10 protein-coding genes are annotated in these 15,814 nt (G+C 41.0%); 7 read left to right on the top strand and 3 right to left on the bottom strand.

Annotated features, from left to right (window positions below; genetic code table 11):
- Positions 1-176: 176 nt before the first annotated feature.
- Positions 177-1,178, top strand: a complete 1,002-nt coding sequence (locus G4420_RS06880) for a DUF4097 family beta strand repeat-containing protein (RefSeq protein ID WP_163322795.1) — start codon at positions 177-179, stop codon at positions 1,176-1,178.
- A 3-nt stretch (positions 1,179-1,181) separates the two neighbouring features.
- On the opposite strand, the gene G4420_RS06885 is transcribed toward G4420_RS06880, so the two are convergent.
- On the bottom strand, positions 1,182-1,997 hold the full coding sequence (locus G4420_RS06885; RefSeq protein WP_163322796.1) for an SGNH/GDSL hydrolase family protein: 816 nt from the start codon (positions 1,995-1,997) through the stop codon (positions 1,182-1,184).
- 289 nt (positions 1,998-2,286) lie between these two features.
- On the opposite strand from G4420_RS06885, the gene G4420_RS06890 reads away from it, so the two are divergent.
- The 6 genes from G4420_RS06890 to G4420_RS06915 all read left to right on the top strand — a co-directional run bounded on the left by G4420_RS06890 (position 2,287) and on the right by G4420_RS06915 (position 13,328).
- Positions 2,287-4,662 carry an ABC transporter permease gene (locus tag G4420_RS06890; RefSeq protein WP_163322797.1) on the top strand — a complete coding sequence of 792 codons (2,376 nt, stop codon included), beginning with the start codon at positions 2,287-2,289 and terminating at the stop codon, positions 4,660-4,662.
- Between the two features lie 213 nt (positions 4,663-4,875).
- Positions 4,876-7,218, top strand: coding sequence for an ABC transporter permease (locus G4420_RS06895; RefSeq protein WP_163322798.1), 2,343 nt, complete (start codon positions 4,876-4,878; stop codon positions 7,216-7,218).
- A gap of 16 nt (positions 7,219-7,234) precedes the next feature.
- On the top strand, positions 7,235-9,652 hold the full coding sequence (locus tag G4420_RS06900; RefSeq protein WP_163322799.1) for an ABC transporter permease: 2,418 nt from the start codon (positions 7,235-7,237) through the stop codon (positions 9,650-9,652).
- A 52-nt stretch (positions 9,653-9,704) separates the two neighbouring features.
- The gene (locus G4420_RS06905) at positions 9,705-10,073 is read left to right on the top strand and encodes a GxxExxY protein (RefSeq protein ID WP_163322800.1); all 369 of its coding nucleotides are present in this window, start codon (positions 9,705-9,707) and stop codon (positions 10,071-10,073) included.
- Positions 10,074-10,130: 57 nt separating this feature from the next.
- Positions 10,131-10,799, top strand: coding sequence for an ABC transporter ATP-binding protein (locus G4420_RS06910; protein WP_163322801.1), 669 nt, complete (start codon positions 10,131-10,133; stop codon positions 10,797-10,799).
- 120 nt (positions 10,800-10,919) lie between these two features.
- Positions 10,920-13,328, top strand: coding sequence for an ABC transporter permease (locus G4420_RS06915; RefSeq protein ID WP_163322802.1), 2,409 nt, complete (start codon positions 10,920-10,922; stop codon positions 13,326-13,328).
- Between the two features lie 65 nt (positions 13,329-13,393).
- Here the strand turns inward: G4420_RS06915 and G4420_RS06920 are convergent, their stop codons facing one another.
- The gene (locus G4420_RS06920; protein ID WP_163322803.1) at positions 13,394-14,389 is read right to left on the bottom strand and encodes a helix-turn-helix domain-containing protein; all 996 of its coding nucleotides are present in this window, start codon (positions 14,387-14,389) and stop codon (positions 13,394-13,396) included.
- 443 nt (positions 14,390-14,832) lie between these two features.
- A complete protein-coding gene (locus tag G4420_RS06925) occupies positions 14,833-15,762 on the bottom strand; it encodes a hydroxypyruvate isomerase family protein (RefSeq protein WP_163322804.1) in 930 nt (309 codons plus the stop codon).
- Positions 15,763-15,814 lie beyond the last annotated feature (52 nt).

The following is a 15,814-nucleotide window of genomic DNA, read 5'->3' on the forward strand; positions in this document are numbered from 1 at the left end:
TTTACATGCTAAACACTAAGGGGTTTATGGGAGTTATCATTGTCTTGTCCTAAATTGGTGTACACAAAAAGTTCCTTTTAAGTGATTTAGATGTACCACGAAAAATAATAGTAACTATTCCAAAAGTTTGTCGTCTTATAACTAATAATCAGATAAACAATTAAATCAAGCGCATTATGAAAACTCTGAAGAACTTCAAATTGTATACGTTGATTGTGATGTTCATGGTCGCATTCTCGTGGAATGGATTTGCAAAGGACGGCGAACCAACAATCATAAAAACCTTCGATTTAAACCAGCCGGGGCAGCTTAATGCTTCATCGTCGGGAGGTGGCGTAACCGTGCAAACACACGATCAGCCAAAAGTTATTATCCAGGCCTATGTTCGAAAAAACGGTAGTGTATTATCGCCAAACGACAAATCGCTGGATGAGGTTTTAGATGACTTCGTTATCGATTTCTCAAAAAGCGGATCTATGATTACTGCTGTGGTTAAACGCAAGGGACAGTTGAATTTCTGGAGAAATAATGTAGGCATTTCACTCACCATTATCGTGCCCGAAGAAATGTCGTGCGATGTATCGTCAAGCGGCGGTGGCCTGAAAATTTCGGGAGTGAAAGGAACACACGATTTCTCAAGCAGCGGCGGCGGAGTAAAACTGGAAAATACCGGTGGAACAACAAAAGCAAGTTCATCGGGCGGTGGTGTCCAAGCCATAAATCATGATGGGGACATCCGCTTAAGTTCGAGTGGTGGTGGCGTTTCCGTTGAGGGAGCTCATGGAAGTGTTTATGCACGTAGTTCCGGAGGTGGTGTTACCTTGGAGGATATCCATGGTTCCGCAGATGCATCGAGTAGCGGAGGTGGTGTAAGTGTAAGCGGAGAAGCCAGTTCGGTAACAGCCAAATCAAGCGGTGGTTCGGTTCGTGTTAATATTCGCAATCTAAGCGATGAGTTGTATCTGCAATCAAGCGGTGGTGGTGTTTCTGCTGTTATTCATGGCGGCGAAAATTTGGGCCTCGATCTTGATTTGCGCTCAGGCAAAGTAAATATCGATCTTCATAACTTTAATGGTACTTCGGAAAAAGACCGCGTAAAAGGTAAAATGAACGGGGGAGGAATTCCGGTTTATGCACACGCTTCAGGAGGCAATGTTAACATTAGTTATGAAGATTAGTAGCTATTTAACAAACGTTGCCGGAAGACTTATTAACTGATATTGGATTGTTTTGGCCACACGGTAATTTCCCAAAGAATTCGGATGTAAACGGTCGGTTTTGTCGTCCATAAAATACTTTACATTCGAATCTGCCATTGGGTAAAGTCCGCTCATGGAATACAAGTCGATAAGTGGGACAGCCCAAACTGAAGCTGCTTGTTTTAAGGTAACTACATAATCATCGATGTAAAAACCAAGATCGTTGGAAAAGCTTTCTTCAGGCTGAACATTGGTTTCACTAAACGTTGAAAAACCTCTGTGAATCGGTGTCATAATAATAATCTGCTGATCGGGATAATTGGTTTTTAAAAAGGCCATTACTTTGTTAATCCGGCCACAAAAAGTAAAGTCGTCTTCGTTCAGTGTCCGGTATTTTCGGGTAACCATTGTCCCGTTGAAATTAGTCTCTTTGGCTGTTTCGGTGTAAAAACTCCCCATCGGAGTATTGTGGTTGTAATCGTTAGTTCCCGCAAAAATCAGGATAGCATCTACATCTGTTCCGTGTTCTTCTCTGAGTTTCAGTGCCTGTCCGTATATACCTGTCCATTGATGTCCACTAATTCCATACACATACGGTTCAATGCCCATCATCTTGGTCAGATATTCCCAGTAAACGGTGCGTGGCGTGTTATCTCGTTCCCATTTTTGAGTCATCGAATCGCCAAGAAAAGCTACTTTTTTGTTTTTCCATTGCGAATCCTGAAAGCTTGTCTCTTGCCCGTGTGCTGACAAGATCATAACAGAAAATAAAAGGATGGTAGCGGTTAAAGTTTTCATCGTAAAGATTTTTACTGAGTTTGATTTAAGGATATAAAATTAATCGAATTTATGTATTCCAAAAGGAGCTTGTGGTAGTAATGATCTGATTTCTACAACTATTTCGGCTTCATCGTTGGAATTTAAAGTGGTAAGAAATTATACAGTTTTTGTCAAAAAAATTTACACAATAAAATTCGTACTTTTGTTAAGTATCTAAAAAACAGACATTAGTAATTCGGGCACGGAGTTGGTTATTAAAAGGATAAACAAAATAACCGGCAAAATGCCACTACTAAAATACCAGTAAATGTATAACCTGAAAATTACGATACGCCGCCTTTTTAAAGACAAGGCTTTTTCGCTGATCAACATCTCTGGATTGGTGATCGGTATTTCGTCTTTCCTGGTTTTATTCATTCACGTATCAAACGAAAAAAGTTTTGATAAACATTTTGCCGGTCACGAGAATATTTACCGCGTAACTTCAGTTCCAGGGGGGCTCGAAAATACGGCGTGGGCTCGTAGTATGGGAATTGTTTATGCAGCGTCTGAGGAAATTCCCGAAGTAGAGCTGGCTACACAGTTTACGCATTGCGATGAAGGTAGCATTAAAATGGGCGAAACTTCTATTGCGCAAAGGAACATTATGTCCGTTGATGAGGCGTTTATGGAATTGTTTGAAGTGGAGCCGGTGGTGGGAAATTTAGCTGAGATTTCGAAACCCAATACCGTTTTTATTACGGAGGATTTTGCCCGGAAATATTACGGAAATTTAAATCCCGTAGGTCAAAGCATAACAATTGAAGCGCTGCAATATACAAGAGATTTGGGCGATTACGAGATTCGGGGAGTGGTAAAAAATACCCATCCGAAAACTCATTTCAGATACGAACTGCTGATCTCTCAAAAAGGTGGTTTACAGGACCGTTTTGCTTCGTTGCCCGACCGAAAAATACAGTGGACCTACAACTATTTCAAACTTCAGAAAGATGCAGATCCAAAACTTGTAGCGGATAAAGTAACTGCCTTTTATGATAACAGCAGCCTGAAGACAACACCTGGTCCGCAGGAATATGGTTTTGCCTTATTCCCGATGGACGATATTCACTTAAAATCGGATTACCGTTTCGAGCTGCGCGAAAGTTCAAGCAAGATAAATATTGGTTTGTTTATCCTTATTTCGTTTGTAATCCTGACAATCTCGTTGTTGAATTTCACCAATCTTTCCATCGCTAAATTAATTAAACGATCAAAAGAACTTGGCCTGAAAAAATCGATAGGAGCAACAAAATCACAGCTGGTTCAGCAAGTTCTGATGGAGGTGATTTTGGTTTGTGCATTGGCAATTGGCATTTCGTTGTTAACAATTGAAGGTTTAAAGCCTGTAATTAACCGTTTATTCGAGATTGAATTCGATATCGATTTCTCGGAGCCGGTTGTATATCTCACCATCATTGGCGTTTTGTTTACCTGTTTGTTGCTCACTGCCTTTTTTGTAGCAGCATTTTTACTGGCGCGCAGTTCGGCCATTGATATTCTGGCGGGGCGAAACAACTTTTCGGGCAGTTATGTGCTGAAATCCTTGCTTGTGGTGCAGATAACAATTGTGATTATCCTCATTTCGGGAACTTTTTTGGTAAATAAACAGATCAGTTTTGTGTTGAATAAACCTCTCGGATTCGATAAAGAAAATGTGGTAGTTATAACAGTTAAAGATTTTTCGAAAGACCCGTCTGTTTTTGCCCGCGAGCTGAAAAAACAAAGCGCAATAGAATCGGTAGGTTTTACGCAACAACATTTCGGTTATCCGGCACAGGGTTTTGGGCTCGAAGGATTGGGGATTGAAGGCACAGCTGAATTTGTTTTTGCCAACTACGACTACCTCAAAACCATGAATATTAAGCTCATTCATAACTGGATAAAACCGGATGCCGATACGGTGCGGGGAATGGTAATTAATAATCATTTGTACCAGCGATTGATGGAACGTCATGGTGGTATGGAAAATCTTCTGGCTTATTCAAATGCACAGCCGTTGCAACCGGGAGAAACTCGCATTAATTACATTGGTGTTGCGGAAGATTTTAATTACAGTTCGGCCCACGAAAGTATTGGCGATTTTGTTTTTTGGTTGGATGAAGGAGGGAACCGGGCACGTTTTACCCATGTAAAAATTAACAATGTGCATGCCGGAATGGAGGTAATTAAAAGAACCTGGGATGAATACTACCCGAACCAGGAACTCGATTACTTTTTTATGGATGAAAAAATTGCTCAGCAATATAAAGCCGAAACTATTTTAAGTCGCATCCTTTTTGCATTCTCAACCATCGGAATACTCATCAGTATTATTGGAATCAGCGCCTTGGCCTTGTTTATTTCGCAGCAACGAACCAAAGAAATCGGTATCCGGAAAGTGAACGGTGCAACGGTTTCGGAAATATTGGGATTGCTTAACCAGAGTTTTGTAAAATGGGTGCTGATTGCATTTGTTATTGCAACTCCACTCGCTTTTTATGCCATGAGTAAGTGGCTTGAAAATTTTGCCTACAAAACCAACATGAGTTGGTGGATTTTTGCTCTGGCCGGAGTGCTGGCACTGGTTTTTGCATTGATAACCGTAACCTGGCATAGCTGGCGGGCTGCAACGCGTAATCCGGTTGAGTCACTCAGATATGAGTGACGAAATCCTCGATAGCGAAGCGTATCGGGATGAGAGCTTAAGATATGAGTAGTAACTGGGCTTTTGCACCCTCCGATTCCCTAAAGAGAGAGAACCAGCAAAAGCGCGAGAGATGTTAGTTATTAAAAAAGAAAATGGAAATACAGATTTAAAGTCCCCTTTAGGGGATTTAGGGGTGAAAAAATAGTAAGCTGAAAACGAAAAACAAAGACCATGATTAAACATTTTATTTTAATAGCCTGGCGGAATATCAGAAGACGGAAAACACTTTCTGCTATCCAGATTTTGTGCCTTGCGGTGGGGCTGGCTGCTTTTATTTTGGTTGCCCGCTATGTTCAGTATGAAATGGACTACGATAAGTTCAACGAAAATTTCGACCGAATTTATCGCGTTCAATCGTATAAAATGACGGACAGGATGGATGAAACCGGTCAATCCGTTGTTCCCATGGCAAAATTCATTCGCGATAATGTCCCTGAAGTTGAGAATGCCATTGCCACCAACGAAATTTGGAACGAGTATTTGTCGCCCGATGAGGAGCGTGTTTTTAAGGAGCAAACCGGACTGCTTGCGCCATCTGAAATTTTCGGTTTTTTCTCGTTTAAATTAATTCGGGGAAATAAAGAAGATGTGCTCGACGATCCCAATTCTATCGTACTTAGTGAATCGATGGCCGAAAGATATTTTCCCGGACAGGATGCGATGGGGAAAATAATTTTTGATGAGAAAAAACAGGAGCTCCGTGTTACCGGAATTATGCAGGATATTCCTGAACAATCGTCGATTGTAGCCACGTATTTTCGGTCGAATACCGACCTGGTAAAAAGATACAATGATAACTGGGACAATAGTTCGTTCGAGATTTTTGTGTTGCTAAAACCCGGTGCTCTGGCCGGTACGGTGAATGAGAAAATAGCGGATGTGATACGACGTTACGATAAGGAATCGAAACGGGTCAGCTTTCTTCAACCCTTAAGCAATTTACACCTGAAAGAACGTGTACGCGACGACCGGGGCTCTATTATTTACTTTTTCTCTTTCATTGGTATTTTAACCCTTTTGCTGGCCTGTGTGAGTTTTATGAATCTAACCACGTCGTTTTCTACCATGCGCGCAGTTGAAATTGGTATTCGCAAAGTGTCGGGCAGCAACCGAAACATTCTACGGGTGCAGTTTCTTACCGAGGCGGTGTTAATTGCACTTATCTCGCTGGCATTTGCAGTGTTCCTGGCTTATCTTTTACTGCCCTTGTTTAATAATGTAGTAAACCGGAATATCGAACTTCAGTTGCTGCAAAATCCTCTTTTTGTGTTGTTTCTTCTGGCAACGGTTGTTGTAACAGGTTTTATCGGAGGAAGCTATCCCGCCCTGTTTATATCGCATTTAAAGCCTGTAAATGTTTTAAAAGGCAGAGGTTCATTCAACAAAGGGAAAGTGCGTGGATTAACCGCCATGGTCTATCTTCAGTTTATACTTTCTGTGGTGCTCTTAACCTCAAGTATCTGGATGTACAAGCAGGTTACATTTCTGAAAAACAAAGATCTTGGCTACACAAAAGATAACCTGTTGCATTGTAAATTACCAAGTGTCAATAGCACGGTTTCATATCAGCAGGTTCGGGAGCGGATACTTGAAAATCCCGGAATCGAGAACATGACTATTTCGATTAATTCGCCACTGCATTCAAATTGGGGAACACGTGTTCATTACGAAGGTGGTCCGACCGACGATCATGCTTATGCACGATGGAACCAGGCTGACGAAAATTACCTGAATACAATGAGTATGACATTGGTGGATGGGCGTAACTTTTCTACCGACTATTCAGCCGAAACCAAAACGTGTTTGATAAACGAAACGGCGGTAAAACAATTTGGCTGGGACAACCCGATCGGGAAATGGCTTGAAATGATTGATGGACACTTTACAGTAATCGGTGTTATAAAAGATTTCAATATTGAAGATGTACATAATCCAATAATTCCGTATGTACTGTTGTATCGTAATGAAGGTTTTGCAAGTAATAACGATCTCACTTTTAAGGTGAATCCAAATACAATGACAAGTAGCCTTGAGCATATTAACTCGGTATTAAACGAGGCATTCCCGAATATTCTTTTTGAAGTGAATGGGTACGATGTAGGAACTTACCGGCTGGCACTGGAAATTTGGACGAGTGCCAAAAACACATTTGCTTTTTTTACCATAATGGCGGTGTTAATTGCGGCAATGGGATTATTTGGGCTGGTTGTTTTTGCCTCGCAGCGACGTATAAAGGAAATTGGAATTCGAAAGGTCCAGGGTGCGCAAGCTGCACAAATATTGCCGCTTATTACCCGGCAGTTTATTATTTTGGTTGTTGCGGCAAATATTATTGTGTATCCATTGGCCAACTTCCTGAAGAACGTAACACCGGGGCATTTTAAATATCAGTTTACAGTTTTTGATTTGCTGCTTGTGTTGGGAATTTCCGTTTTTGTAACTTTAGTGTCGAGTGGATACCAGGCATTAAAAGCATCGTTGTTAAATCCGGTTGAGGCACTCAGATACGAATAAAAATTTTATTAATAATATGTTTAGAAATTACCTGAAAGTTGCACTTCGTAGCTTGTTGAAAAACAAGCTTTTCACTTTTATAAATATCACCGGTTTGGTAATTGGTATGGTGGTGGCTCTGCTCATTTTTAACTATGTAAGTTTTGAGCGCAGCTACGACTCGATGCATGAAAATGCAGATCGTATATATCGTGTTGAAAGTAATTTCTACGAAGGCGAAACGCTCACCGACGATTGGGCAACAGCATCGTTTGGTTACGCGAGTGCCATGAAAGAAAACATTCCCGGTATTCAGGATTATGTGCGAATTGCCATTAACAGCACCGAACAAATGGTGAGTTACGAAGAGGAGAAATCGCGCGAAAATTCGGTTGTTGTTACCGAACCTTCTTTCTTTTCCATTTTCTCGTTTAAACTGATTGATGGAGATGTGTCAACTGCCTTAAACAGTCCGAATAAAGTTGTGATCTCGCAACTGGCAGCCCATAAGTTTTTTAAGAATGAAAATCCGCTGGGTAAAGTTTTAAAGTTCAGAACGCTAAACCAGGCTTATGAATGCGAAGTAAGCGGCGTGCTGGAAGATATTCCGGCTAACAGCCATTTTAATTTCGATTATTTTGTGTCGTGGGATACACAACCCGACTGGATTAAAAACTTCTGGTACCTGCACGAAACCTATTCGTATGTTCAGCTGGAACCCGGTATTTCGCCCGCAAGCATTGAGAAAGCTTTTCCGGCTATGTCGGAAAAATACAAAACAGCCGATGCACTAAAAAATAAAACCTGGGCCATTGAACTACAACCGTTGGCTGATATCCATCTGACTCCGCAAAAGCAGTACGAACGCGAAGCCAAAGGAAACGAAAAAGCGGTAAAAGCCCTGGTTCTGATTGCACTGGCAATTCTTCTTATCGCCTGGATCAACTATATAAATCTTACCACCTCACGGTCGTTGGAGCGTGCACGCGAGGTAGGTGTGAGAAAGGTGTCGGGGGCACAGAAAAAGCAACTGATCATTCAGTTTCTAATCGAATCAACCCTGGTAAATGTTATTGCCCTGGCTGTTTCAATTGGGCTGTTCCTGCTTCTTATTCCCTCATTTAACTCGTTTATCGGCAAAAACATTGGTTTTTCAATTTTATACATGCCGCGCTTTTGGGTGTTAATCACACTATTTCTTGTAACGGGTATCGTTCTTTCCGGGCTGTATCCATCGCTTGTGCTTTCGAATGTAAAACCTGCAGTTATATTGAAAGGAAAATACCTGAATTCGCAACGGGCAGGTATGGTACGAAAAGGATTGGTGGTTTTTCAGTTTGTGGCGTCGCTGGTTTTAATTTGCGGAACTCTGGTGGTTTATGCGCAGCTAAAATATATGCAGAATCAGCCGCTGGGAATAAATATCGATAAAACTTTGGTGGTGAAATTCCCTGCACAAACTCCTAATTTAATGGAGAAAGTGATGAGTTTCAAGCGCCAGTTAAAAGATTTGCCTGATGTAAAAAATGTGGCGATTTCAAATGCAGTGCCGGGAATGGAAGTGGCCTTTTTTGCATCAAATCGTTTGTATGAAGATGCCGCCAAACAAAACCGCCTGTACGAAATGCAAACAGTTGACTACGATTTTATTGATACTTACGAAATGAATATTCTGGAAGGAAGAGGTTTTGACGAAACTTTTACCAACGATATAAAAAAGGTTATTCTGAACGAAGAAACGGTGAAACAGCTGGGTTTTGCGAATAACGCTGATGCCATTGATCAGAAGGTTTTAATTGAAGGAGAAACAGAACCTTACCAGGTAATTGGTGTGGTTGAAAATTACCATCAGCAGTCGCTGAATAAATCGTACACCCCGATAATGATGATCATGTACAACAGCATCGGGTGGCTGCGACCTAAATATTTATCCCTGAAAATATCGGGGGCTGATGTTGCTTCTGCTTCGGGTAAGGTAAACGAAATCTGGAATCAGTTTTTCCCCGAATCAACTTTTGATTATTTCTTTTCCGATCAGTTTTATGAAGCGCAATATTCACTTGATCGGAAATTCGCTACCATTTTTGGTTTGTTTGCACTGATGGCCATTTTTATCGCCTGTTTGGGGTTATGGGCACTGGCGCTGTTTGCCGGATTAATTCGCAAAAAGGAAATGGGCGTCCGAAAAGCTTTGGGAGCCTCAACACCGAGTTTGTTTTATAACCTTTCCAGTGAGTTTATCTATCTAACATTGTATTCGGCAATTTTAGGTATTCCGTTAGCCTTTTTTATAATGAATGAGTGGCTGAAATCTTATGCATTCAGAACAGAAATGAATTGGTGGTTTTTTGCTTTACCCATTGTGGTGCTGGTGTCAATCGCATCGTTAACCGTTAGTTATCAAACACTAAAAACAGCACATTCGAGTGCGGTGGAAAGTTTGAAGTATGAGTAATGTCTGAATCAGGATGTGCAGGATTTAAGGATAAACACGATTTGAAAAAGAGATGATAGATGATGATTTGACATACAAAATTATTGGTTGCGCAATGAAGGTGCACAACACTCTGGGGAATGGATTCCAAGAGGTAATTTATCAAAGATGCCTCGCCATTGAATTAGACAATGCAGGAATCGCGTATCAGCGTGAACAAGAAATGCCCATTTATTACGAAGGGTACGAAGTTGGTAAGCGTAGAGCAGATTTTATAATTGAAGAGAAAGTTATGGTTGAATTAAAAGCAATAATTAGTCTTGAGGATGTGCATCTCGCTCAAGGTTTAAATTACTTAACAGCATACGATTTAGAAACTGGTTTGCTCATGAATTTTGGTTCTACCAGCTTGCAAACCAAACGACTGTATAAAAAACATTAATCCTGAAAATCTTTAAATCCTGATTATCAGGATTCAGACAATTAATAAGCAATTTTTATGATACAACTAAAAAACATCGACAAATACTACGACGCAAAGTTTCAGCGAACTTTTGTATTAAAAGGAGTAAACCTTGATATTAATCAAGGTGAATTTGTTTCAATAATGGGGCCCAGTGGCGCCGGTAAATCAACCTTACTGAATATTGTTGGTTTTCTGGACGAACCCAACAAAGGCGAATATTTGTTCCTCGATCAGCCGGCCAACCAGTTAAAAGAAAAACAAAAGGTGCAGTACCATCGTAGTCACATTGGTTTTATTTTCCAGGCTTTTCACCTGATTGAGGAAATGAATGTGTATGAAAACATCGAAACACCGTTGGTGTATCGCGGGGTGAAAGGCAAAGAACGCAAAGCTATGGTTGCCGAAATGCTCGACCGCTTTAACATTGTGGCCAAAAAGGATCTGTTCCCAAGTCAGTTGTCGGGTGGTCAGCAACAACTGGTAGCTATTGCACGAGCCATTGTGGGTAGCCCGAAACTTTTACTGGCCGACGAGCCAACCGGAAACCTGCACAGCGAGCAGGGACAAATGATTATGGAACTTCTGAAAAAACTGAACGATGAGGGAATGACCATTATCCAGGTGACGCACTCGGAAGAAAATGCAAAATACGGAAACCGTATTGTCCGTTTAAAAGATGGTTATTTGAAAGAAGACGAATAGCAAAGCAAATTTCACAAAAATGACATTTAGAACGCAGCGGGAAATCTGTAGCTGCATAGCAGATAAGTAACAGATTTCTCGTTCATGCTTCACTCGAAATGACAGCTTAATAAAGGATAAATGGTACTGAAAGTTGTATTAAGAAACCTGCAAAAGCATCCGTTTTTAAACCTGGTAAAAGTAATCGGACTTGGTCTGGCCTTAACCGGGATAATATTTATCGCACTGTTTCTGAAAAATGAGTTGACTTACGATTCGTTTCATCAGAAATCAGCTCAGATCTACCGCTATACAACCACGGATCCTGATTTTTTTAGTGGGAAACATTTTGCCCGCATCATCAATCCCGGGTACATTCACGAAATGAGTGATGCGCTTCCGGAGGTGGAGGAATTCGTCCGTTTACGTCCGGTGCGTGGTGGTTTAATGAAATACGATCAGCGGTACTACAAAGTGGCGCAGGCTTTTGAGTGCGACAGCACTTTTTTTAATGTTTTTGATGCAAAAATGTTGATTGGCAATAAACAATCGGTGCTTGAAAATCCGGCATCGATGGTGGTCACCCAAAGTTTTGCCCAAAAAGTATTTGGAGAAAAGAACCCGGTGGGAGAGGTGCTTACTTTACCGGCCGGGCAATATTACGGCGAGGATCAGGATTTTACCATTGCAGGAGTAATGGCAGATTTTCCGGCAAACAGTCACTTTCATCCCGATTTTGTGGCCACACCACTCACTGATCAGTTTACCTACGGCTGGGCCTGGACCTACCTGGTTTTAAACGAAAATACTACGCTTGAAAAGGTTAGGGCAGGAATATCCGATTACCTGAAAAACAATAACGAGACCAATCCGGAGGAAATGGATACCGAAGTGCATTTACAAAAGATTTCCGATATTCATTTAAACTCGCATAAACTCCGCGAGATCGAAGAAAACAGTAACATCAGAAACGTTTATGTGCTGGCCATTGCCGCTTTTATTTTGCTGCTAATTTCAATTAGTAATTACGCCAACCTGAATATTGGGATGAGCGGTTTCAGTGCAAAATACCTGTTTATAAACAAGCTGTTGGGCTCCTCAAAAAGTGCGGTGGTTAAGTATTTCTTTTTCGAGGGGATTTGTATTCTTGCGGCCGCCTTGTTTTTTACCGTTTTACTGTCGGTGCCGGTCAATGCCGGAATCATTCGTTTTTATCAACTGAATTTGCTGGCCGGGAATTCTACCACAATCATTTTGTTGGTTTTGGCATTTAGTTTATTAACGCTGGTATTTGGAATGCTTCCGGTTCTGAAATCGGTTTTCTCTTCTATTCGCCTGGGCGGAAACAGAGGATCTGCTGTGGCGGTTCACCGAAATGGTGTCAGCCGTGTTCTGATTGTCTTTCAATATGCTTTTTCCATTGCTTTAATCATTACCGTAATTGTTATTTCGCGGCAAACGAACTACGCGCTAAAAAACAGTATGGGCGTTCAGCAAGACAATGTGATTTGTTTTGAATCGGTACACGCCAGCATTCAGCAAAAGTTTGGCGTGCTTAAAGAGGAATTGCTGCAATACAATAGTATCGAGTCGGTTTCTGCCATGATGGAACCTCCGGGTGGCGAAGCAAACGATATGTTTCCGTTTGAAATGGAAGGTTACGAATCGGAAGATCCCGGGCAGAATTCTGATGGCATTGGTGTTTTCCCCTGCGATTATTCGTTTGCATCGATATTCAACCTGCAGTTTTTGGCCGGCACCAATTTTTCGGAAAACAACAAAGACAATGAAGGTTCGGGTGAATACATTATCAATAAAGCGGCGATGGGACGTCTGCATTATTCGAATCCGGAGGAGATTGTTGGCAAAGAATTCAAACTTATTTTTTCATCTCCGGGATCGGGAATTACCATCCCTAAAGGTAAAATTATCGGTGTGGTTGAAGACTTTCATTTGTCGAGTTTACGAAAACAGGTAGAGCCGCTGGTACTTTTTAAACGCGATAAATTATGGCTTTTAAACTTTGTGGTGTCGTTTAAACCCGGAATGAAAGATGAAGCGCTTGCCGATATGGGAAAGGTGTGGAATGATCTGTTTCCCGAATATCCGTTTCAGTACGAGCACGTTAATGCCATGTATAAACGCGTGTACAAAGCCGAGTTGCTACAGGCTCGCTTGTTATCGGTTTTTACGCTTATTGCCTTGTTTATTTGCTCCATGGGCTTGTTTGGCCTGGCACTGATTATTACACAAAACCGTACCAAAGAAATTGGTGTGCGAAAAGTAAATGGCGCGCGCGTTTCCGAAATTCTGACACTGCTTAATAAAGATTACATTAAATGGGTGGCGCTGGCCTTTGTTATTGCCTGTCCGGCGGCATGGTTTGCCATGGATAAATGGTTGGAGAATTTTGCCTATAAAACCACATTGAGTTGGTGGATTTTTGTGGTGGCCGGAGTTCTGGCATTAGCGGTTGCCTTGTTTACGGTAAGTTTTCAATCGTATCGCGCAGCCAGTCGAAATCCTGTTGAGGCGCTCAGGTATGAGTGACGAAATCCCGGCAGAATCGTCGGGGTCGAAGCCTTACGATATGAGTGACGTAATCCCGGTCTGATTTAAGTCATTTTTGAAGAATTTTTTTCGCGGTATTTCCCCGGAGTTAATCCTTCAATTTCTTTAAACACCCGCGAAAATGAAGCAACGGAACCAAAGCCGGCTTGCTGGGCAATATACTCCATCGTAAACTTGTTGTTTTCGCGTGAAAGTAATAGCTGTTTGGCCTCTGCAACACGGTATTTGTTTACAAACTCGTTAAAATTCATTTCAAATTCGTCGTTTATCAATTTCGAAATGTAGGTGCGGTTGGTAAGCAGCGATTCGCAAACCGTGCTTATCCTCAGGTCGTTAACCTGGTAGATTTTGTCGTGTTCGAATAGTTTTAAAAGGCGTGTTTTTAAATCATCTTCAGGGGGTTCCGGAATCTCCTCATCTGCATTGTTTTCCTCTTGTTCGTATAACATTTCAAAGATTTCGCGCTGCATATTTCCTTTGTAACCGATGAGAAAAAATATTGTGGTGAAAAAAACTGAAGGAATAAGAAGCGAAAGGTTATGATGTATAAAATAACTCCTTCCTAAAAGCGCAAAAGCTATAGCTGCAACCGATACGGCAAAAGCAAGGATACTCAGGTTACGTACCCAGTTCATTTTTTTGCCTTCGGTATTCGAGAAATAGTGGTTAATGGTTTTATTATGTTGGTTGGAGAGTCGAATTACCAGCATCAGATAAGCTATTGTTTGAAGAATAAAAACAATTCGGCTGAGCAGAAAGATGTATCCTTTTATTCCGGGTAAAGTGTTAAAATTTATTGCTTTCAGGTTTGTTTCGATGAGAACTTCCTTTACATAGTATATACGTTGTTCGGGCGAAAGTATAAAGGTTATTACCAGCGAAACTACTCCAAAAAGAACCCCGGGTATAAAATGATATAAATGACGGGGTGTTTTAAAGCTATGGGTTGTTAGTTTTAAAATATAAGTGTAAAAAAGAGGGTAGAGCGACAGTCCGGTGTATAAATAAATACTTTCGAAAAAGGCATAAAGGTGATACAATCTCGAAAAAAATATGGCATGAGAGATATATAAAAAGCATGCAATAATTAAAAACAGGCCAAGTGTCCACCGTGGGGCATTGTCCGATTTTTTTTGAACTAAAAATATTATGCCCCAAAATAAGGTAACGTAAACGGGAGACAATAGAGCAATAGTTTGAATCATTTGCGAATTAAGTTGTGCTATAAAAGTACAAATTATTGGTATAGGTATATGCTTTTTACAATATGGAGCTTAATTTTTACGATTTGAAGCTGCGTTTATCGAATGTCGAACGATCTTTGCAAAACGATAGGAGAAGGACATACTAACCAATACAAAATATTTGGCGGTTCTTCGGTAGTGTTGCCGTAAACTGCCTACCCTCCTCTTAGATTAAACATAAATGAAAAAAGGTGGTTTGTTAACAAACCACCTTTTTCAATTATCTACTTTTTTAACTCTTAAACTTCAAAAGAATCAGCTTTCCGGTAGGCTTCAATAAATGCTATTTCGCCTTCTTTTCCGGAAATACTTTTACCATGCTCGGCGCAAATTGTACCATTGTAGCCTTTGTCGTGCATATGTTTGAAGATATTGACAAAGTTAATTTCACCGGTTCCGGGTTCTTTACGTCCGGGGTTGTCGCCACAATGAAATGCACCAATATAATCCCAGCAAATATCCATGTTCATAATGAGGTTCCCCTCGGTAATTTGCTGATGGTACAGGTCGTCGACAATTTTACAGCTTGGATGATTAACGGCTACGCATATCATTTTAGCCTGAGCCATTTTTGTGAGGAATAATTTTGGATGGTCAACCTGGTGGTTAAGTGGTTCCATAACCATCTCCAGTCCGGTTGTTCCGGCAACATCACAACAAGCGCGCATATTATTGATTACATTAATGGTTTGATAATCCCAATCCATTTTTTCGTCGTAAATACCGAATGTTATCAGTCCTGTTGTTGCACCTGTTCTTTTTTGTACATCAAGTGCTTCTTTTGTTTTATCTACCAGCATTTTAGTTACTTCAGGATCGTCGGTAACCGCGTATTTTGCACCATGGTCGGCATAAACGATAAACGGGCCGATATCGAGACCAAGCCGTGCTGCTTCGTTACCAATTTTTTCCTGCATTTCGGCTGGTTTCCACATCAGGCCATTGTCAAAAAATGCAGTAAAACCCTGGTCGGCAATAAATTTCAGGTTCTCAATCGGGTCTTGTCCAACATGCTCGCGGAAGGTTCCAAGCCCGGGAGCATATTTCAACTTAAATTTAGCGGAATTTGACACTTTTGAATCTGGCGTTGCTGCACTTGCAATTCCGGAAATACCGCTAAATGCCAGGCTGCCCGCTACTGTGTTTCGAATAAAATTTCTTCTTTCCATTGGTTATGTGGTTTAAATTATGTGCTGTTTTGTCTGTTGTTTATAAGACATT

The sequence above is a fragment of the Draconibacterium mangrovi genome (assembly GCF_010586825.1).
GTDB classification, from domain to species: Bacteria; Bacteroidota; Bacteroidia; order Bacteroidales; family Prolixibacteraceae; genus Draconibacterium; species Draconibacterium mangrovi.

Bases quoted from the DNA above. Each gene is read 5' to 3' on its own strand.
- G4420_RS06880 (WP_163322795.1), top strand. From the start codon at position 177: ATGAAAACTCTGAAGAACTTCAAATTGTATACGTTGATTGTGATGTTC.
- G4420_RS06885 (WP_163322796.1), bottom strand. From the start codon at position 1,997: ATGAAAACTTTAACCGCTACCATCCTTTTATTTTCTGTTATGATCTTG.
- G4420_RS06890 (WP_163322797.1), top strand. From the start codon at position 2,287: ATGTATAACCTGAAAATTACGATACGCCGCCTTTTTAAAGACAAGGCT.
- G4420_RS06895 (WP_163322798.1), top strand. From the start codon at position 4,876: ATGATTAAACATTTTATTTTAATAGCCTGGCGGAATATCAGAAGACGG.
- G4420_RS06900 (WP_163322799.1), top strand. From the start codon at position 7,235: ATGTTTAGAAATTACCTGAAAGTTGCACTTCGTAGCTTGTTGAAAAAC.
- G4420_RS06905 (WP_163322800.1), top strand. From the start codon at position 9,705: ATGATAGATGATGATTTGACATACAAAATTATTGGTTGCGCAATGAAG.
- G4420_RS06910 (WP_163322801.1), top strand. From the start codon at position 10,131: ATGATACAACTAAAAAACATCGACAAATACTACGACGCAAAGTTTCAG.
- G4420_RS06915 (WP_163322802.1), top strand. From the start codon at position 10,920: ATGGTACTGAAAGTTGTATTAAGAAACCTGCAAAAGCATCCGTTTTTA.
- G4420_RS06925 (WP_163322804.1), bottom strand. From the start codon at position 15,762: ATGGAAAGAAGAAATTTTATTCGAAACACAGTAGCGGGCAGCCTGGCA.